This is a genomic window from Azospirillum oryzae (assembly GCF_900177515.1).
In the GTDB taxonomy this organism is placed as follows: Bacteria; Pseudomonadota; Alphaproteobacteria; order Azospirillales; family Azospirillaceae; genus Azospirillum; species Azospirillum oryzae_A.
The window spans coordinates 259,636-278,513 of sequence record NZ_FXAK01000007.1 but is presented as its reverse complement, the minus strand read 5'-3'; the positions used below and the strand labels follow the sequence as shown (position 1 = coordinate 278,513).

General features: G+C 69.6%; 15 protein-coding genes. 9 read left to right on the top strand and 6 right to left on the bottom strand.

The features are described 5' to 3' along the window. Nucleotides 1-1,560 carry an adenosine deaminase family protein gene (locus B9N97_RS13790; RefSeq protein ID WP_244560709.1) on the bottom strand — a complete coding sequence of 520 codons (1,560 nt, stop codon included), beginning with the start codon at nt 1,558-1,560 and terminating at the stop codon, nt 1-3. 184 nt (nt 1,561-1,744) lie between these two features. Here B9N97_RS13790 and B9N97_RS13785 point away from each other — a divergent pair, with 184 nt between their 5' ends. The 4 genes from B9N97_RS13785 to B9N97_RS13770 all read left to right on the top strand — a co-directional run bounded on the left by B9N97_RS13785 (nt 1,745) and on the right by B9N97_RS13770 (nt 6,054). Further along, the gene (locus B9N97_RS13785) at nt 1,745-3,403 is read left to right on the top strand and encodes a tetratricopeptide repeat protein (RefSeq protein ID WP_085087340.1); all 1,659 of its coding nucleotides are present in this window, start codon (nt 1,745-1,747) and stop codon (nt 3,401-3,403) included. Between the two features lie 6 nt (nt 3,404-3,409). Then, on the top strand, nt 3,410-4,717 hold the full coding sequence (locus tag B9N97_RS13780; RefSeq protein WP_085087337.1) for an MFS transporter: 1,308 nt from the start codon (nt 3,410-3,412) through the stop codon (nt 4,715-4,717). Between the two features lie 105 nt (nt 4,718-4,822). Beyond that, nucleotides 4,823-5,059 (top strand): hypothetical protein, encoded by a 237-nt coding sequence (locus B9N97_RS13775; RefSeq protein WP_085087335.1) that lies wholly within the window; start codon nt 4,823-4,825, stop codon nt 5,057-5,059. Between the two features lie 284 nt (nt 5,060-5,343). Next, a complete protein-coding gene (locus B9N97_RS13770; RefSeq protein ID WP_085087332.1) occupies nt 5,344-6,054 on the top strand; it encodes a helix-turn-helix domain-containing protein in 711 nt (236 codons plus the stop codon). Between the two features lie 59 nt (nt 6,055-6,113). On the opposite strand, the gene B9N97_RS13765 is transcribed toward B9N97_RS13770, so the two are convergent. Continuing rightward, nucleotides 6,114-7,205: a PA0069 family radical SAM protein gene (locus B9N97_RS13765; protein ID WP_085087330.1), complete on the bottom strand. Its 1,092-nt coding sequence runs from the start codon at nt 7,203-7,205 to the stop codon at nt 6,114-6,116. Nucleotides 7,206-7,415: 210 nt separating this feature from the next. On the opposite strand from B9N97_RS13765, the gene ahcY reads away from it, so the two are divergent. Then, nucleotides 7,416-8,714, top strand: coding sequence for an adenosylhomocysteinase (gene ahcY / locus B9N97_RS13760; protein WP_085090569.1), 1,299 nt, complete (start codon nt 7,416-7,418; stop codon nt 8,712-8,714). 70 nt (nt 8,715-8,784) lie between these two features. Here ahcY and B9N97_RS13755 read toward each other — a convergent pair whose 3' ends face one another. Both B9N97_RS13755 and B9N97_RS13750 read right to left on the bottom strand, forming a co-directional pair. Continuing rightward, nucleotides 8,785-10,230: an ATP-binding protein gene (locus tag B9N97_RS13755; RefSeq protein ID WP_348520087.1), complete on the bottom strand. Its 1,446-nt coding sequence runs from the start codon at nt 10,228-10,230 to the stop codon at nt 8,785-8,787. Next, nucleotides 10,227-10,970, bottom strand: coding sequence for a response regulator (locus B9N97_RS13750; RefSeq protein ID WP_085087326.1), 744 nt, complete (start codon nt 10,968-10,970; stop codon nt 10,227-10,229). Before B9N97_RS13750 ends, B9N97_RS13755 begins: the two co-directional genes overlap by 4 nt. 241 nt (nt 10,971-11,211) lie before the next feature. Between B9N97_RS13750 and B9N97_RS36750 the strand changes: the two genes are divergently transcribed. The 4 genes from B9N97_RS36750 to B9N97_RS13725 all read left to right on the top strand — a co-directional run bounded on the left by B9N97_RS36750 (nt 11,212) and on the right by B9N97_RS13725 (nt 16,379). Further along, nucleotides 11,212-11,847 carry a Spy/CpxP family protein refolding chaperone gene (locus B9N97_RS36750; RefSeq protein ID WP_085087324.1) on the top strand — a complete coding sequence of 212 codons (636 nt, stop codon included), beginning with the start codon at nt 11,212-11,214 and terminating at the stop codon, nt 11,845-11,847. Between the two features lie 173 nt (nt 11,848-12,020). Further along, nucleotides 12,021-14,558, top strand: coding sequence for a helicase-related protein (locus tag B9N97_RS13740; protein WP_085087321.1), 2,538 nt, complete (start codon nt 12,021-12,023; stop codon nt 14,556-14,558). Between the two features lie 246 nt (nt 14,559-14,804). Then, nucleotides 14,805-15,194: an RNA-binding S4 domain-containing protein gene (locus B9N97_RS13730; protein WP_085087311.1), complete on the top strand. Its 390-nt coding sequence runs from the start codon at nt 14,805-14,807 to the stop codon at nt 15,192-15,194. Nucleotides 15,195-15,308: 114 nt separating this feature from the next. After that, on the top strand, nt 15,309-16,379 hold the full coding sequence (locus tag B9N97_RS13725) for a Tim44 domain-containing protein (protein ID WP_085087308.1): 1,071 nt from the start codon (nt 15,309-15,311) through the stop codon (nt 16,377-16,379). 63 nt (nt 16,380-16,442) lie between these two features. On the opposite strand, the gene B9N97_RS13720 is transcribed toward B9N97_RS13725, so the two are convergent. Beyond that, nucleotides 16,443-17,495: an ABC transporter ATP-binding protein gene (locus tag B9N97_RS13720; RefSeq protein ID WP_085087305.1), complete on the bottom strand. Its 1,053-nt coding sequence runs from the start codon at nt 17,493-17,495 to the stop codon at nt 16,443-16,445. Nucleotides 17,496-17,514: 19 nt separating this feature from the next. After that, nucleotides 17,515-18,714, bottom strand: coding sequence for an extracellular solute-binding protein (locus B9N97_RS13715; RefSeq protein WP_208621219.1), 1,200 nt, complete (start codon nt 18,712-18,714; stop codon nt 17,515-17,517). Between the last annotated feature and the right edge of the window lie 164 nt (nt 18,715-18,878).

The following is an 18,878-nucleotide window of genomic DNA, read 5'->3' as shown; positions in this document are numbered from 1 at the left end:
TTACGGCGTCCCCGCCATCTCGCTCTCGAACCGCGCCAAAGCCTCTTCCAGCCCCCACTGCACCCGCGCCTTCTCGCTGCGCGCCGTCACCGCGCGGCAGGCATCCTCTCGAACCGGCGGGACGCAGCCGGGGGCGGACCACAGGCTGTCGCCGGGCAGGAAGCTGTGCTCCAGGCTGGCGCGCGCCAGCCCGACCAGATCGACATAGCCCAGCCCGAATTCCTCCACCGCGCGCTGCAGCTCGTTGGTCAGGTCGATCCTACTGACGCCCTCGTCGTCGGTGGACAGCACCACCGGCACCCCGGCGGCGCGATAGACCGGCAGCGGGTGGTTCCTGCCGCTGACGCCCAGGATCTTGTCGTTGCTGGTCAGGTTGATCTCCACCGCCACCTTGCGCGCGGCCATTGTCCGCAGCAGGCCCTGGGGATCCTCCTCGTACATCACGTCGACGCCATGGCCGATGCGCCTGGCGCCGGCGATCTCCACCGCCTTGCGGATGTGGTCGCGCAGCCGCTCCGGCGGGACGAGGCCCAGCGTCAGCTCGCCGGCATGCAGCGCCACGTTGGTGCCGGGATGGCGCCGCACCGCCTCCGCCACCATGCGCATGTGCAGGTCGTAATCGTCCAGCGCCACCGGATTGTCCTCCGGCGCCACGAAGTTCAGGCCGACGATTCGCCGCTCCTGCGCTTCCAGCAGGGCGTTGAACAGGGTGGTGGCGAAGACCGGCCCCGGCGCTTGCGTGCGCGCCACCTGCTGCAGGTAGCGCACCGACACCGCGCAGCCCGGCCGCGCCGCCGGCGTGCCGCAGCCCAGCACGCTGCGCATCCGCGCCTCTGCCGCGTCGATCTCCTGCCTGGCCGGGGCGACCAGCGCCGGCAGCCCGGCGGCGATCAGCCGGTCGGCGGTGCCCGTCAGGTCGGCCGCCGCCTGCGGGGTCCAGGGGAAAGCCTTGCCGATGGCGGCGGCCGGACCGGTGCCGAAGGACACCATCAGCTCGACATGGCGCTCGCCCTGCCGGCCGGCGCGGTCCACCACCTCGGCCAGCAGGTCGCCGGTGGAAGTGGGGGTGGAGGCGGTGGCGGGACGGAACCGCGAGAAGGTGGCGAAGAACTGGTCGTGCAGGCTGTAGCCGGAGACCGGCAGCGCGTCGCGCGTCGACAGCGCGTCCAGCGCCACCGGATAGAGCACGCTGTCGGCGATCACCGCCGCCGCACCCGGCCGCCCGGCCTTGGGCTCGCAGGGCGCCTGCGCCGTCGGCGCCACCAGCGTCTTGGCCGTCACGTCGAAGCACAGCCCGGCATCCGCCGCCATCCGCATGTAGCTCTCGGCATAGACCGCGCCGGTCAGGTGGCTGTGCAGGTCCGCCCCCTTCGGCATGCGGTACAGGAAGGCGCGCAGCTCCGGCGGGCTGGTCCGCACCGCCTCGAACCGCCGCGCCGCCGCCGATCCTGCGACAACGCCCCCGGCGGAGCCGCCCGCCATCTCCGCCGTGGCGCAACCGGCCAGCAGCAGCGTCGCCGCCAGCACACCCGTCACGCCACCCTTCACGCGCCCGATCATTCCCATGTCCGACATATGCCCGCCCCACAGATCTCCTTATGCGGGTATGAGTGCCTTGATAATCGCGCGCACGCAATGACCCAGCCCGGTGGACGGTTGCGGATCGAAAGGCTGTAGCGGGGCGGCAATTCCCGGTATGGTGCGGCGATCTTTTCGTGTTCCCGCCGACCCTGGAGCCGCAGCGATGACCGACACCCCCGCCCCGACCCTGCTCGACGCGGCCAAGCGTTTCCGCAGCAACGATCTGGCGGGGGCGGAACGGGACTGCCGGGCGATCCTGGCGACGGATCCGCACAATGCCCAGGCGCTGCATCTGCTGGGGCTGGTCGCCGCCCACACCGACCATCCGGAGAACGCGCTGGCCCTGTTCGCCCAGGCCATCGCGGAGAACGGCAACGACCCGTCCTTCCACAACAGCCGCGGCAGCCTGCTCTTCCAACAGGCCCGCCCGGCGGAGGCGGAGGAGGCGTTCCGCGCCGGCCTCGCCATCAACCCGCGCCTGCCCGAACTGCACGGCAACCTCGGCAACGCGCTGAAGGCGCAGAGCCGGCTCGACGAGGCGGCCGACTGCTTCCGCACCGCGCTGGACCTCCGTGCGGAAGCGCCGGAGATGCACCATTTCCTCGCCGCCACCCTGCGCGAACTGGGCGAGTTGGAGGAGGCGGAGCAGCATTTCCGCACCGCGCTGGAGCAGGCCCCCGACTATCTCGATGTCCATTACAGCCTGGCGGAGCTGCTCTCCACCCGCGGCCGGCTGGCGGAGGCGGAGGCGGAATTCCGCATCGTGCTCGCCGCCGCCCCGCGCTTCGTCCCGGCCCAGGTCGGTCTCGCCCATGTGCTGCAGAGCCTGGACCGCGCGGCGGAAGCCATCGAGGTGATCGAGGCGGCGCGCGAGCAGGCGCCCGACCACCCGATGGTGAAGTTCACCCGCCGGCTGATCTATTCCAACGCGGTGCCCGGCTGGCACCTGCCGATGATCAACGACTTCGAGCGGAACGAGGCCTACAAGCAGTCGCTGGAACGGGCGGTGAAGCCGGAGTCGCTGGTGCTGGAGATCGGCACCGGCTCCGGCATCGTCGCCATGATGGCGGCCCGCGCCGGCGCGAAGAAGGTGGTGACCTGCGAGGTCAACCCGATCCTCGCCCGCGTCGCCAAGGAAACCGTGGCGCGCAACGGCTACGCCGGCCGCATCGACGTGGTGCCGCGCCTGTCCACCCAGCTGACGGTGGGCGAGGGCGGCGACCTGCCGGAGAAGGCCGACGTCTTCGTCTCCGAACTGATCAACATCGGCATGCTGGCCCCGCGCATGCTGTCGGTTCTGCAGCATGCCCGCACCCATCTGGTGAAGCCGGGCGGCGCCATCATCCCGCGCGCCTCCACCGTCTACGCCATGCTGGTGGAGACGCCGGAACTGGCCCGCATCAACCCGGTGGAGACCATCGACGGCTTCGACATGGGCAGCTTCGACGTCTTCCGCTCCCCCGGCTACCAGCAGATCGACCTCGGCGCCGACGCCCACACCCCGCTGTCCAGGCCCTTCACCGCGCTGGATTTCGACTTCACCCGCAACATGCCGGAGGAGGGCGAGCGGGTGATCGACGTGACCATCGTCACCGCCGGCACCTGCCACGGCGTCGCCTTCTGGTTCGACCTCTTCATGGACGACGAGGTGGTCTACAAGTCGGAAAGCCGCGCCCGCACCAACCACTGGAAGCAGGCGATGACCTTCCTGGAAAAGCCGATCGCACTGTCGGCCGGCGACCGCCTGCGCATCGTCGCCCGCTACGACAACAACCAGATCTCCTTCGGGGTGGACGGGTTGGCGGGGGGCGAGCAGGGGTAAGCGGGCGTGACCGAAGCCACCACCGACGCCCCTTCCCCCGACGCCCCCTCCCGCCGCGCCATCGCCTCCTGGTGCCTCTACGACTGGGCGAATTCGGCCTACAACACCATCATCACCACCTTCGTCTTCGCGGTCTATTTCGGCCGCAGCGTCGTCGGCGATTCGGTCGAGGGCACCGCGCGGTGGAGTGCCGCCATGACGGTGGCCGGCGTCGCCATCGCGGCGCTCAGCCCGGTGCTGGGCGCCATCGCCGACCGGGCCGGGCGGCGCAAGCCGTGGATGGCGCTGTTCACGCTGGTCACCGTCCTCTTCACCGCCGCCCTCTGGTGGGTGCGTCCCGATCCGTCGGATGCCATGTTCGCGCTCGCCTGCGTGGTGGTCGCCACCGTGTCGTTCGAACTGGCCAACGTCTTCTACAACGCCACCCTGCCGGGTCTGGTGCCGGCGCGGCTGATCGGCCGGGTGTCGGGCTGGGGCTGGGGCATCGGCTATTTCGGCGGGCTGGCCTGCCTTGTCCTGGCGCTGGTCGGCTTCGTCAAGGCGCCGGCCCCGCTGTTCGGCCTGTTCGGGATGGAGTGGGCAGACTGGGGGCCGCAGGCCAATGTCCGCGCCACCGCGCTGCTGGCGGCCGCTTGGTACGGCATTTTCGCGCTGCCCTATTTCCTCTGGGTGCCCGACGAGCCGTCCACCGGCCACGGCCTGATCCGCGCGGCGCGCGAGGGGGTGGCGACGCTGATCGCCACGCTGCGTCAGGTCCGGCGTTACCGCGAGGTGGCGCGGTTCCTGGTCGCCAGCGCCTTCTACCGCGACGGCATCAACACCATCACCATGTTCGGCGGCATCTTCGCCGCCGGCACCTTCGGCATGAGCTTCGAGGAAATCCTGGTCTTCGCCATCGCGCTCAACGTGGTGGCCGGGGCGGGAGCCATCGGCTTCGCCTGGATGGACGACCGGGCGGGGGCCAAGCCGGTGATCCTGATCGCACTGGCCGGCATGGCGTTGTGCGGCCTGCCGCTGCTGCTGGCGACCGAGCGGCTGTGGTTCTGGGTCTTCGCGCTGGGGCTCGGGCTGTTCTTCGGGCCGGCGCAGGCGGCCGGGCGGTCGATGATGGCACGGCTGGCCCCGCCCGGCATGGCGGGGGAGATGTTCGGGCTCTACGGCCTGACCGGCCGCTTCGTCGGCTTCTTCGGGCCGCTGCTGTTCGGGCTGGCGACCCAGGCCTTCGACAGCCAGCGCGCCGGCATGGCGACGGTTCTGGCTTTCTTCGTCATCGGCTTCGGGCTTATGCTGGCCGTTCGCGAACCGGCCCGTTAGAAAAAGGGCCGCGTCAAAGCGCCGCACGTGAGACCATTCGAGGGCAGAGCTGTTACCTTCGTTTTTGCTGCGACGCACAAATGTCGAAGCCGAGGGGCACGGACCATGCTGCACATCAAAGACATCGAAGCCTTCGCCCGCATCAACGAGGCGCTGAACGACGAGTCGGCCGAGCCCGATCAGGCCGCCCACGACACCGCCGCCGCGGCGGGTCCGGCCCATCCGGCCCTGGTGATGGCGATGCTGGCGACCGGTCGCCTTTCGCTGTCGGCGCTGTCGTCCTCCGGGCAGAAAACCGCCGCCCCGCTGCCGCCCTGGGGCAAGACGATCCGCCGGTCCTGACGCCAAGCCGCGGAGATGGCGGGCAAGATCGACACGGATGTCACGGATTAAGACACGGATGTCACGGATGCGGCGTTCCGAAGCCATGGCTTCCGGTCGAAGCCGAAGCGTCCGCAAGACCAAAAAATCCGTGTCATCCGTGTCTGCATCCGTGACATCCGTGGAAATGTTGCCCCGGACGCCGCGACCTCCCCGGTCAGCGACCGCATTTGCATAAAGTCTCCGCAATCTGAAACTATTCCTATAAACTTTCCGCAGACCCCTCATTCCTGCGGAGCCGCCCCATGCCCGTCGATCCCCGCACCCTGAACGACGACCGTTTCCCCTGCTGGGCGGAGGAGCCGCCGGTTCCCGCCGAAGGCTCGCTGGTCCCCGGATCGCAGTTCCACGAGGAACAGTGGATCATGGCCGCCGGCATGCTGGCCCGCGGCAACAGCTTCCTTCAGGTCGCCCGCGCCATGGGCTGCAGCCGCACCACGCTGTGGCGCGCCTATTACGGCTCCAAGGATTTCCGCCTGCGCGTGTGGTGGGAACGCGAGGCGCTGAACCGCGAGGCCGAGTTGCGCCTGTCCTCGCTGCGCGCCCTGGTGGCCGAGCAGATCGAACGGCTGGTGTCGGCCGGCGACCCCACCACCGTCCGCTGGCTGGCCGAGCGGCTGGGGCTCATTCCCGGCGCCGCCTCAGGCCGGGAGACCATGAGGAACGCCCACAGGGACATCCCGCCCAGGGACATCCCAAATGCCGGGCCGCAGCCGCCCCGCCCCGAAGATCCCCCCGCCGTCACCGTTCCCGAACTCGACGACGACATTCCCGGTGCGCTGCGCGAGCGCACGCCGCCCGATCCCGCCATGATCGCCGCCGTCCTGGCCCGGCCGGAAGCCGCCGGCCCCAAGGGTGTCTTCCCCTGGACCGTTAACCAGTACGAACCTTACCCCAACCTCAACCCCGGCCCGGTGAGCCGCCGCGCCGCCGGCGCCTTCTCCTGGCGCCGGTAGGCATCAAGGGATGAAACACCACCCGGATCCCTGTTCCACGCTGTTCCACCCCCCGCCTCTCACAGAAGCGACAGCTGGTCCCCGGCGGCCGGCGGCACGCGGAAGCGGCTGCAGTCGAGCTGCCAGCTCCGGTCGCCCAGCCCGTGCTTCCTGCAGGCCAGCTTGAAGCGATGGCGCAGCAGCTCGGCGTAAGGGCCGGTGCCCTTCATCCGCGTCCCGAATCCGGAGCGGTAGAGCGCGCCGTCGCGGCTCTGCCGCATCAGGCTCAGCACGCGGTCGGCGCGGTTGGGGGCATGGACGCGCAGCCATTCCTCGAACAGACCGGCGATCTCCAGCGGCAGGCGCAGCAGGATATAGCTGGCGGCGCTCGCCCCGGCCTCCGCCGCCTCCTCCAGGATCGCCTCCAGCTCATGGTCGTTCAGCGCGGGGATCATCGGGCTGGCGAGCACCGCCGCCGGCACCCCGGCTTGGCTAAGGGCGCGGATCGCCTCCAGCCGGCGCGGCGGCGTGCTGGCCCGCGGCTCCATCACCCGGGCGAGATCGCGGTCCAGCGTGGTGACGGAGACCGCGACCGACGCCAGCCCCTCCGCCGCCATCGGCGCCAGGATGTCCAGATCGCGCAGGACCAGAGCCGATTTGGTGATGATGCTGACCGGCTGCTTGAACTCGCGGCAGACCTCCAGCACGCGGCGTGTGATCCCCTCCGTCCGCTCGACGGGCTGGTAGGGATCGGTGTTGGCCCCCAGCGCCAGCGGCTGGCAGACATAGGATTTCGCCCGCAGTTCCTTCGCCAGCAGCTCCGCCGCGTTGCGCTTGGCGAACAGCTTCGTCTCGAAATCCAGCCCCGGCGACAGGCCGAGATAGGCATGGGTCGGCCGGGCGAAGCAGTAGATGCAGGCGTGCTCGCAGCCCTGGTACGGATTCACCGACCGGTCGAAGGGGATGTCGGGCGACTGGTTGCTGGTGATGATCGACTTGGCCGAGGCCGGCGAGACAATGGTGCGGACCGGATCGGACAGCGCCTCGTTCCCGCTCTCCGCATAGCCGGTCCAGCCATCGTCGGTCAGGACGCGGGTCTCGCGCTCGAACCGCCCGGTGGCGTTGCTGACCGCGCCGCGGCCCTTGATCGGGGATCGCCGTATCTCGTCCATGCCCGCAGCTTAGCCGCGGCAGATAGGAACGTAAAGCGAACAAACGACCGAGGACGGCATCTCTCATCACCCTACCCAACAAACATAAAGATATCTTTATGCTTGCATGGTTCCGATGCCGCTGATACACCCTTGGCAAATTACAGCGGCAAGGCCGGGGATTCGAACCGGCCGGCCCCAACCATCACCGCCCACCAGGAGTCATCCCTCATGGCCGCCGAATTCACGGACTACAAGGTCAAGGACATCAGCCTCGCGAGCTGGGGCCGCAAGGAGATCACCATCGCCGAGACCGAGATGCCGGGCCTGATGGCCCTGCGGTCGGAGTTCGGCGATTCCAAGCCGCTGGCCGGTGCCCGCATCGTCGGCTGCCTGCACATGACCATCCAGACCGCCGTGCTGATCGAGACGCTGACCGCGCTCGGCGCCACCGTGCGCTGGTCCTCCTGCAACATCTTCTCGACGCAGGACCAGGCCGCCGCCGCCATCGCCGCCGCCGGCATCCCGGTCTTCGCCTGGAAGGGCGAGACGGAGGAGGAGTTCTGGTGGTGCATCGAGCAGACGCTGCGCGGCCCCGATGGCTGGACCCCGAACATGATCCTGGACGATGGCGGCGACGTCACCCAGATCATGCACGACAAGTATCCGGAGATGCTGGACGGCGTCCGCGGCCTGTCGGAAGAGACCACCACCGGCGTCCATCGTCTCTATGAGATGATGAAGAAGGGCACGCTGAAGGTCCCGGCCATCAACGTGAACGACAGCGTCACCAAGTCGAAGTTCGACAACCTCTATGGCTGCCGCGAGTCGCTGGTCGACGGCATCAAGCGCGCCACCGACGTCATGGTCGCCGGCAAGGTCGCCGTGGTCGCCGGCTATGGCGACGTGGGCAAGGGCTCGGCCGCCAGCCTGCGCTCGCAGGGCGCCCGCGTCATGGTGACGGAGATCGACCCGATCAACGCGCTCCAGGCCGCCATGGAAGGCTATCAGGTCATCACCATGGACGAGGCGGCGCCGCTGGGCGACATCTTCGTCACCGCGACCGGCAACGTCGACGTCATCACGCTCGACCACATGCGCGCCATGAAGGACCGCGCCATCGTCTGCAACATCGGCCACTTCGACAGCGAGATCCAGATCGAGGCTCTCCGCAACTACAAGTGGGAAGAGGTCAAGCCGCAGGTCGACGAGGTCGTCTTCCCCGACGGCAAGCGCCTGATCGTCCTGGCCCAGGGCCGTCTGGTCAATCTCGGCTGCGCCACCGGCCACCCCAGCTTCGTGATGAGCGCCAGCTTCACCAACCAGGTGCTGGCCCAGATCGAGCTGTGGACCAACGCCGCCAACTACGAGAACAAGGTCTACGTCCTGCCCAAGCACCTGGACGAGAAGGTCGCCCGCCTGCATCTGGACAAGATCGGCGCCAAGCTGACCGTCCTCAGCGACAAGCAGGCCGAATATATCGGCGTCAACGCCGCCGGCCCCTACAAGCCGGACCACTACCGCTACTAAGCGGTCGCGGGGTAGAAAAAGAAGGGCCGTTCCGATGGAGCGGCCCTTTTTCTTTGCGGTACTTGGCAGGTCAGAGCGGCAGCGTCACCGTGGCGCGCAGGCCGCCCTCGCCGCGGTTGGCCAGGGTCACGTCGCCGCCATGGCCGCGGATGATGCTGCGGGCGGTGGACAGGCCCAGACCGACGCCGCCGGTGTCGCGGGAGCGCGAGCGCTCCAGCCGGTAGAAGGGAGCGAAGACCTTCTCGAACTCCGCCTCCGGGATGCCGGGGCCGTCGTCGTCGATGTGGATCAGGGCTTGGCGGCCGGCGCCGTCGGGACCGGACTCCAGCCGGACGGTGAAGCCGCCGCCATACTTGATGGCGTTGTCCATCAGGTTGGCCAGCGCCCGGCGCAGCGCCACCGGACGGCCCTCCGCCACCACATGGGCCGGGCCGTCATAGAGGGCGCGGTGGCCGGCATCGACGCGGTCGTCGCACAGGCTCTGCAGCAGGTCGGCGAGGTCGAAGCGGCCGCGCGGCTCGCGCTGGGCGTCGTCGCGGGCGAAGGCCAGCGTGGCGGAGATCATCGCCTCCATCTCGTCCAGGTCGGCCAGCATCCGGCGCTGCATCTCCGGATCGTCCACCAGCTCGGCGCGCAGGCGCAGGCGGGTGATCGGCGTGCGCAGGTCGTGGCTGATCGCCGCCAGCATCTGGGTGCGGTCGGCGACGAAGCGGGCGAGCCGCGCCTGCATCCGGTTGAAGGCGCGGGTGGCGGCGCGCAGCTCGCGCGGGCCTTCCTCGGTCAACGGATCGGCCTGCCCGTCGACGCTGAGCCGTTCGGCGGCGGCGGCGAAATTGGCCAGCGGCGCCGTCACCCGGCGGGCGGCCAGCAGCGACACCAGCAGGATCACCGCGGCGATCGCGCCCATCCACAACAGGAAGCGGACGATGCCGAAGGGACCGGCCAGCGGATCGCCGCCGGTGAAGCTGAGCCACGACCCGTCGCCGAGCCGCACCGACAGCCGGACATGCGGCCCCCAGCGCCGCGGCTCGTCGCCGCCCATGAAGGGAGGATGCTGGTGGTCGTCACGGGGCGGGCGCTGGACCTCGACCAGGATGTTGCGGTCGGCGGTGTCGAGCGACTCGCGCAGCCGGCGCTTCAGCCCGTCGAACCGGCCGCTGGAAATGGCGTCGGGCGCCAGCGGCGGCGGGCGATCGGGGCGCCATTCGACGCGCAGGACCGGATCGTCGATGGCGCGCACCACCCGCTCGCGACCCGGCGGCGGCGTGCTTTCCACCAGTTGGACGATGGCGGTGATGCGCTGGATCAGCACGTTGGGACCGTGGATCGGCGGCCCCTCGCTGCGGTCGGTCAGATAGACCAGCGCGCTGATCGCCTGGGTCAGCAGCAGCGCCAGCACCACCGTCAGGGCGATGCGTGCGGCGAGGCTGTCGGGGAAGCCCAGACGCAGGCGGCGCAGGCTGCGGCGGCGGGCCAGCCTGGATTTCGCCGTCATCTCTTCCGGCCGGGTGGTCACGATGCCAGTCCGCCGCTGCCGACGGTCGGGGTGAAGAGATAGCCGCCGCCGCGCACCGTCTTGATCAGCGTCGGTTCGGCCGGGTCGGGTTCGATCTTGCGGCGCAGCCGGCTGACCTGCACGTCGATGGAGCGGTCGAAGGGAACCGCCGACCGCCCGCGCGCCAGATCGAGAAGCTGGTCGCGGGTCAGCACCCGCTGCGGATGCTCGACGAAGGCGACCAGCAGGTCATACTCGCCGGCCGACAGCTGGACCAGCACCCCGTCGGGCGAGCGCAGCTCCCGCTTGGTCAGATCGAGCGACCAGCCTTCGAAGCGCAGCACCGTGCCGGCCGCCGCCGGGGCGCCCGCCACCGGCGGGGCGGAGACGCGGCGCAGCACCGCCTTGATGCGGGCCAGCAGCTCGCGCGGGCTGAAGGGCTTCGCCAGGTAGTCGTCGGCGCCCATCTCCAGCCCGACGATGCGGTCGGTCTCCTCCCCCATGGCGGTCAGCATAATGACGGGGGTCTGCGCCGTCTGCGGCGTGGCGCGCAGCCGGCGGCAGAGCGACAGCCCGTCCTCCCCCGGCAGCATCAGGTCGAGGACGATCAGGTCGACGCGGGCGCCGTCGAGCGTGCGCATCATCTCCGCCCCGTCCCTGACCCCGGTGACACGATAGCCGTGCTTGGTCAGGAACTGGGCGACGAGAGAGCGGATTTCGCGGTCGTCGTCGACGACGAGGAGGTGGGGCGTGCGGTCCATGGCTCCATGATCGGGCGAGGCGCGTCGGGGGTGAAGGGGAAATGTGTAACGCCCGGTTACGGGACGGCCGGCGGTTACACTCTGTTACCAAATGACCGGTTTGCGGACATTCGACCGCAACGTTCGGCGCCCATTGTCTGGTCATCGGGACAGCGGCGGCGATCCAGCCGGCAAGGTCCCAACGGAATAAGCCCCCTCCATCCGGGGTTTAGACAGCACCAAACACTGAGGAGTCGACACCATGAAACGCGCCCTTCTGACCTCCGCCCTGCTGGTCGCCGGTCTCGGCGTGGCCGTTCCGGTCTTCGCCCAGGGTGGTCCGCAGCCCGGCGGTCCTGGCATGGGTCCGGGCGCCGGCGGACCCGACCGCCACTTCGCCCGCATGTGCGAGGACCAGGAAGCCCGTCTGGCCGGCAAGCTGGCCTATGCGGAGAAGAAGCTGAACATCACCGATCAGCAGCGCGCCGCCTGGACCAAGTTCGCCGACGCCGCCCGCTCCAGCCTGAAGCCGACGCAGGATCTGTGCGTCAAGTTCAAGGACGCCCCGCGGCCTGCCGCCCTGCCGCAGCGCCTGGAGCGGGCCGAGCAGATGATGCAGGCCCACCTGCAGCAGATCCAGACCGTCCGCCCGGCGCTGACCGACCTCTACGCCCAGCTGACGCCCGACCAGCAGAAGCAGGCCGACCGCATGCTGAACCAGGGTCCGGGCGGCATGGGCGGACGGATGGGCGGCCACCATGGCGGCCATATGGGTGGCCCGGGCGGCTGGGACCATGACGGCCCGCGCCATCACGGGATGGGTCCGGGTGGAATGGGGCCGGGCAAGGGCCCGGGACCGGGTCCGGCGCCGGCACCGCAGGAGCAGCCCAAGCAGTGACGTAACAGACAGACTCCCGGCGGCGACCCCAAGCCCCCCAACGCAGCCGCCGTGAGACCATGGGCCGCCGAATCCCCCTTCGGCGGCCCTTGTCTTTTTTGGGACGGGACAGAAGGTGCAAAAGACAAGCCGTCGCTTGCATTGCGGGCCTTCGCACCCCAAAGCTTAACCCCATGACGTCCTCTCACGCTTCGGCGGGCGGCGGTCTCGGGCGGGGGGGCCGTGTGGTCGCCGTGCTGGGGCCGACCAACACCGGCAAGACCTATCTGGCGATCGAGCGCATGCTCGGTCACCGGTCCGGCATGATCGGCTTTCCCCTGCGCCTGCTGGCGCGGGAGAATTACGACCGCATCGTCTCGATCAAGGGCCGGAACGCGGTCGCGCTGGTGACGGGGGAGGAGAAGATCCTGCCCCCCAACCCGTCCTACTGGGTCTGCACCGTCGAATCGATGCCGCTGGACCGCGCCGTCGATTTCCTGGCGGTGGACGAAATCCAGCTCTGCGCCGACCCGGAGCGCGGCCACATCTTCACCGATCGGCTGCTGAACGCCCGCGGCATGGTCGAGACGATGGTGCTGGGGTCCGATTCGATGCAGCCGATGATCCGCCGGCTGGTGCCGAAGGCGGAGTTCATCAGCCGGCCACGCTTCTCGCAGCTGACCTATGCCGGCTACAAGAAGCTGACGCGCCTGCCGCCGCGCTCCGCCGTCGTCGCCTTTTCCGCCACCGACGTCTATTCCATCGCCGAGATGATCCGGCGCCAGCGTGGCGGCACTGCCGTGGTGCTGGGGGCGCTCAGCCCGCGCACGCGCAACGCGCAGGTCGAGCTCTATCAGGCGGGCGAGGTCGATTATCTCGTGGCGACCGACGCCATCGGCATGGGGCTGAACATGGACGTCGACCATGTCGCCTTCGCCCGCATCGTCAAGTTCGACGGCTTCGCCCCGCGCCGCCTGCGTCCCGCCGAGGTGGCGCAGATCGCCGGCCGCGCCGGGCGCCACATGCGCGACGGCACCTTCGGCACCACCGACGAGGTGGGAGAACTGGACGCCGATCTGGTCAACCGCGTCGAGAACCACGAGTTCGAGACGGTCAAGACGCTGTCCTGGCGCAACAGCGACCTGCGTTTCGACACGCCGGGCTTCCTGCTGAAATCGCTGGAGGAACGGGCGCCGATCCAGGAGCTGTCGCGCGTGCGCGAGGCCGACGACCATCTGGCGCTGCAGGCGCTGGTGCGCGACCCGGAGATCATGGACCTCGCCCGCGGCCGGGACGCCGTGAAGCTGCTGTGGGAGGTCTGTCAGGTCCCCGATTTCCGCAAGGTGCTGTCGGATGCCCACACCAAGCTGCTGGCCCAGGTCTTCCGCAGCCTGCGAGGGCCGCTGCGCCGGCTGGACGACGATTGGGTGGCGAAGCAGATCGCCCGGCTCGACCGGACGGAGGGCGACATCGACGCGCTGGTCGCCCGCATCGCCCATATCCGCACCTGGACCTACATCTCCAACCGGCCAACCTGGCTGAAGGACCCGCTGCACTGGCAGGAACGCACCCGCGCCATCGAGGACCGGCTGTCCGACGCCCTGCACGAGCGGCTGACCCAGCGCTTCATCGACCGCCGCTCCGCCACGCTGTCGCGGACGCTGAAGGACGGGCGGTCGCTGCTGGGCGGCGTGCGGGCCGACGGCGAAGTGGTGGTGGAGGGGCATGTCGTCGGCCGGCTGGAGGGCTTCCGCTTCGTCCCCGACGCGCCCGACCGCTCCGACGAGGCGAAGTCGCTGCTGACCGCTGCGCGGCGGGCGTTGCGCGACGAACTCGCCAAGCGGCTGCGCGCCTTCGAGGCGGAGCCGGACGACGTCTTTGCGCTGGGGCCGGACGGGGTGCTGAGCGCCGACAATTTGCCGGTGGCGCGGCTGGCCGCCGGGCCGTCGGTGCTTGCACCGCTGGTGGTGCCGTTCGACGAGGGCATGCTGGATCAGGCCCAGCGCGAGCGGGTGCGGGCGCGGCTGGACCGCTGGCTGAAGGACCACATCGCCGCCCGGCTGAAGCCGCTGTTCGCGCTGTCCGCCGCCGAGGGGCTGTCGGGTGCGGGGCGCGGGTTGGTCTTCCAGCTGGTCGAGGGTCTGGGGGTGCTGCCGCGCGCGCCGGTCGCCGACATGGTGGAGCGGCTGGAGCGCGAGGACCGCAAGGCGTTGACCAGGCTGGGCGTCCGGCTGGGGGTGTCGCACCTCTATCTGACGGCGCTGGCCAAGCCGGCGGCGGTCAGTTTGCGCGGGCTGCTGTGGGCGGTGGCGCAGGGGCATCCGCTGCCGGTGCCGATCCCGCCGCCCGGCCGCGTGTCGGTGGAGGCGCCACCGGTGAAGGAGGGCGGCGCGCCGCCTGCCTTCTGGGAGGCCATTGGCTATCCGCTGGCCGGCGGGCGGGCGTTGCGCGTCGACATGCTCGACCGGCTGGAGACGGAACTGCTGACCGCGTCCAAGGCCAATGCGCCGATCCGCGAGGTGGCGCTCGGCCAGCGCGTCGGCCTGTCGGCGGAGGAACTGGGGACGGTGCTGACCGGGCTTGGCTATGTGCGGATCGTCGCCGAGGACGGGACGGTGGCCTGGAAGCGGAAGCGGCCACCCAGGCAGCAGCAGGCGAACCGGCAGCGGCGGGAGAAGCCGACGAACGAGGACCACCCGTTCGCCAAGCTGCGGCAGCTTTCGAGGATGTGAACTGGTTTTTTGAGGGGGTGGAATGAACGCACAATCGATCAGCACCTATTCTCCCTCTCCCCCCCGGGGAGAGGGTCGGGGTGAGGGGGATGCACTGCGTGCCTTCCCGAGAATTCACGCCACGCGCCCCCCTCACCCTAACCCTCTCCCCGCTTTCGGCGGACCGGAGGTCCGCCTGTCGCGTCAGCGCAAACAAAGTTTGCGCGTGAGCGGGGGGGAGAGGGGATCCTGGGCGGAGGTGCCGCGATGACCGACACCGAAGACACCACCCCCGGCCGGCTGCGGATCGACAAGTGGCTTTGGTATGCGCGTTTCTTCAAGACGCGCAGCCTCGCCGCCAAGCTGTGCAACGACGGGGGCGTGCGGCTGTCAGGGACGGTGGTGACCAAGGCGCACGCGTCGGTGAAGCCGGGCGACGTGCTGACCTTCGCCCAGGGGCGGCACATCCGCGTCGTCAAGGTGGTGGCGCTGGGCAGCCGGCGCGGGCCGGCGCCGGAAGCCCAGGCGCTGTACGAGGACCTCGCCCCGCCGGTGCCGGAGGAGCGGCTGCAGGATCCCTACCGGGCGCCGGGCGCGGGACGGCCGACCAAGCGCGACCGGCGCGCCATCGATGCGCTGCAAAGTGAGACCGATTAGGCGGCCGTGCTGATTGTTGCTCGAAAAAAGTGAGACCGCCTCTTAAACGGAGGCGGCACCACCCCCATCTGGCAAGGCTGGACAACAGACCAGATGCGACAAGCGAGCACGATCATGAGCGAGAAGACCCGACCTTCGAGCCTTTCCGCCACCTCTAAGACCAAGCGGGGCGCCCGCTCCGCCACGGCGGTGGCGGTTGCCCTGGTGATGGCGCTGGCCGCCGGCACCGCCGACGCCCGCGCCGGCAAGAGCAGCTCTTCGGGCAGCCGCGGCAGCCGCACGACCGAGGCGCCGGCCGCCACCTCCACCGCGCCCAACGCGGTCTCGCCGATGGAGCGCTCCGCCGCCCCGGCGGCGTCGCCGGGAATGCAGCGCCCCGGGTCCACCGCCCCGGCGGCGGCGCCCTCGCGCAGCTTCTTCGGCGGCGGCTTCATGTCTGGCCTGATGGGCGGCCTGATCGGCGCCGGCATCGGCGCGATGCTGTTCGGCGGCGGCTTCTTCGACGGGCTGGGCAGCTTCTCCGGCATCCTGGGCTTCCTCCTGCAGATCCTGCTGGTCGTCTTCCTGGTCCGCCTCGCCATGCGCTTCTTCCGCAACCGCTCGCAGACGGCCAACACCACGGCGTCCGGCGGTCCGCTGGGTGGGAACCGGCCGGCTTATGCCGGTGGTCCGCAGGGTGGACAGATGAACCGCGACTCGGCGGATGTCGGCTATAACCCGGTGGGTGGAATGGGCGGCGGCAATGCCGGCCCGGCCCCGCGCCGTCAGGCGGCCGACGAGATCGGCATCCAACCGAGCGACTTCGAGGCGTTCGAGCGGCTGCTCGTCACCGTCCAGACCGCCTATGGGCGCGAGGATGCCGACGCGCTGCGCGCCGCGACAACGCCGGAGATGTTCGCCTACTTCGGCGACGATCTGGCGGAGAACCGCAACCGCGGCGTCGTCAACAAGGTCAGCGACGTCCGCCTGCTGCAGGGCGATCTGGCCGAGGGCTGGCGCGAGGGGGCGCAGGAATACGCCACCGTCGCCATGCGCTTCTCGCTGATCGACGTCACGGTGGACCGCGCCAGCGGCCGGGTGATCGAGGGCAACGCTTCGCAGCCGACCGAGGCGACGGAGCTGTGGACCTTCGTCCGCCCGCGCGGCGGCCAGTGGCAGCTGTCGGCGATCCAGCAGACGCACTGACGCTTGCGGATTTGACAATGCGAAACGCCCCGGCCGGTTGGCCGGGGCGTTTTCGTTTGCGGTTTATGCCGTCGGCAGCACCACCGCATCGGCGGCGCGGAAACCCAGCCGCACGGTTTCGCCGGGGACGAAGGCCGGCTCCTGGCCGAGATGCGGCATCTGCACGGTCAGGCCGCCGTCGAGAAACGCGTTGACGAAGGCGCCCTCGAAGTCGCTGTGACTGACGCGGGCGGTCAGGCTGTTGTCGCTATCGCCCGGCGCCAGACGCTCCGGCCGGACATAGAGGGTGGCGCGGTCGCCGGGGCCGAGTCCGCGCGGGTTGCGGCCGCGCAGAGGCCCGAAGGGGGTGTCGAGCACCGCCCAGCCTTCCGCCGCCTGGGTAACCGGGCCGGCGAATCGGTTCGACTCGCCGACGAAGGAGGCGACGAAGGCGGTGTCCGGGTGGTCGTAGATGGTCTTGCCGTCGCCCACCTGTTCCAGCACGCCGCGGGACATCACGCCGATGCGGTCGGACATGGTCAGCGCCTCGCCCTGGTCATGGGTGATGTAGATGAAGGTGACGCCGGTGCGCTTCTGCAGTTCGCGCAACTCGGCGCGCATGTGCTGGCGCAGCTTGAGGTCGAGCGCCGACAGCGGTTCGTCAAGCAGCAGAACCGCCGGCTCCACCGCGAGCGCGCGGGCGATGGCGATGCGCTGGCGTTGGCCGCCGGATAGATCGGTCACCCGCTTGTCCGCCGTATCGGGCAGCGCCACCAGCTCCAGAAGTTCGCGGACGCGGCGCTTGCGGTCTGCCGACGGCACGCCGCGCACCTCCAGCCCGAAGCCGATGTTGTCCGCCACCGTCATCAGCGGGAACAGCGCGAGGTTCTGGAAGATCAGCGCGGTCGGCCGCTTGTTCGGCCCGATCCCGCGCATGTCCCGCCCGCCGATGCGGATGACCCCGTCGGTCGGCTCCATGAAGCCGGAGATCATGCGCAGGATGGTGGTTTTGCCGCAGCCCGAGGGGCCGAGGAAGCTGAAGAACTCCCCCGCCCCGATGGTCAGCGACACGTCGCGGACGGCGACGGTGTCGCCGAACCGCATGGTGACGTGGTCGAGTTGGACGTCTTGGCTCATGTACCCTGCTGTATGCCGATCACGCCGCCAGGAAGCGGTCCTGGTACTCGTTGCGGATGGAGACGTACCACGCCTCCTGGATCGGCCACCACCACAGCTTCTGCAGCGCGTCGCCGGGATAGGCGTCGGCGAAGAACTGCTTGTTCAGTTCGGTCAGGTGGGCCTCGGCGCCGACGGCGGTGCTGGAGATGCCGGAGTGATTGGTGTAGAGCGCGCCGGCCTGGGGCGTATAGAACCAGTTGATCCAGGCATAGGCGTTCTCAAGGTTCTCCGCCTTCTTCGGGATGGCGAAGCCTTCCATCCAGGCGAGGGCCCCCTCCTTCGGCGCCACGAAGCGGATCGGCAGGCCTTCCTTGCGGAGCGCCACGGCGCTGCTGTCCCAGGTCTGGCCGATGACGCAGCCGTTGGTGCGGAAGGCGCCCTGGGCCTCGTTCTCGTTGGTCCAGAACTGGGCGACCGACTTCTTGTTCTCCGCCGCCACCTTCAGGATGGCGTCGAAATTGGCGCGCGCCTTCGCCTCGTCCTTGAACTGGTCGCGGACGGGGTGCGGCAGCTTGCCCTGGCTTTCCAGCCAAAGCGCGATGCCGATCAGCGAGGAATGGCCGCGCACCGTCACCTTGCCGGCGTTGGCCGGCGCCCACAGGTCGCCGTAGCTGGCGGTGCCGTAGCTCAGCGGCGCCTTCTTCATGTCGTAGGCCAGCGCCTCCGTCCCCCAGTCGGCCGGGGCGAGATAGCGCTTGCCGCCGACGACGCCGCCCATACCGGCGGAGCCCTCGACCGACGATTTCAGGCAGCCGTCCCACTTCACCTTCGATTCGTCGAGCGGCTGTACCAGCTCGTATTCGACATAGTTCGGCACGCGGTCGACGGTGGGGTGGATGATGTCGAAGCCGGCGCCGCCGGTGGCCTTCAACTGGTTCAGCAACTCGTCGTTGGTGCCGTATTCGGTCAGGGACGCCTTGACACCGGTCTTCTTCTCGAAATCGGCCAGCATGTCCGGGCTGATGTAGCCGGCCCAGGAGAAGATCTTCACCGTGCCCGACGCCGCGCGGCCTTCGCGCAGGACGAAGGGACCGACCGAGGCGACGCCGGCGGCAGCCGCCGCGCTCTGCAGCAGCAGGCGGCGGGTGAAGCTCTTCGCGGCGCGCTGGGTCTCGGCGCTGGACCGCTGGGACTCGGTCTGGCCATGAACAGTCTGAGCATGCTCGATCTTGGACATGACGTCCGGTCTCCCTGGCTCTTGAATGGCGTTTGGACGGGTGCCGGCCACGCTTGAGGCGCCCCGTTTAAGGTGGAAAGTGTGCCTTAGACAAAAGCGGTCCGTCCATGGGGGAAGACGCGGCTCCGCCAAACTTCATAGAGCCGTCACATGAGGGGGAAAGA

Coding starts and splice junctions, on each gene's coding strand:
- B9N97_RS13790 (WP_244560709.1), bottom strand. CDS start 1,560: ATGATCGGGCGCGTGAAGGGTGGCGTGACGGGTGTGCTGGCGGCGACG.
- B9N97_RS13785 (WP_085087340.1), top strand. CDS start 1,745: ATGACCGACACCCCCGCCCCGACCCTGCTCGACGCGGCCAAGCGTTTC.
- B9N97_RS13775 (WP_085087335.1), top strand. CDS start 4,823: ATGCTGCACATCAAAGACATCGAAGCCTTCGCCCGCATCAACGAGGCG.
- B9N97_RS13770 (WP_085087332.1), top strand. CDS start 5,344: ATGCCCGTCGATCCCCGCACCCTGAACGACGACCGTTTCCCCTGCTGG.
- B9N97_RS13765 (WP_085087330.1), bottom strand. CDS start 7,205: ATGGACGAGATACGGCGATCCCCGATCAAGGGCCGCGGCGCGGTCAGC.
- ahcY (WP_085090569.1), top strand. CDS start 7,416: ATGGCCGCCGAATTCACGGACTACAAGGTCAAGGACATCAGCCTCGCG.
- B9N97_RS13750 (WP_085087326.1), bottom strand. CDS start 10,970: ATGGACCGCACGCCCCACCTCCTCGTCGTCGACGACGACCGCGAAATC.
- B9N97_RS36750 (WP_085087324.1), top strand. CDS start 11,212: ATGAAACGCGCCCTTCTGACCTCCGCCCTGCTGGTCGCCGGTCTCGGC.
- B9N97_RS13740 (WP_085087321.1), top strand. CDS start 12,021: ATGACGTCCTCTCACGCTTCGGCGGGCGGCGGTCTCGGGCGGGGGGGC.
- B9N97_RS13730 (WP_085087311.1), top strand. CDS start 14,805: ATGACCGACACCGAAGACACCACCCCCGGCCGGCTGCGGATCGACAAG.
- B9N97_RS13725 (WP_085087308.1), top strand. CDS start 15,309: ATGAGCGAGAAGACCCGACCTTCGAGCCTTTCCGCCACCTCTAAGACC.
- B9N97_RS13720 (WP_085087305.1), bottom strand. CDS start 17,495: ATGAGCCAAGACGTCCAACTCGACCACGTCACCATGCGGTTCGGCGAC.
- B9N97_RS13715 (WP_208621219.1), bottom strand. CDS start 18,714: ATGTCCAAGATCGAGCATGCTCAGACTGTTCATGGCCAGACCGAGTCC.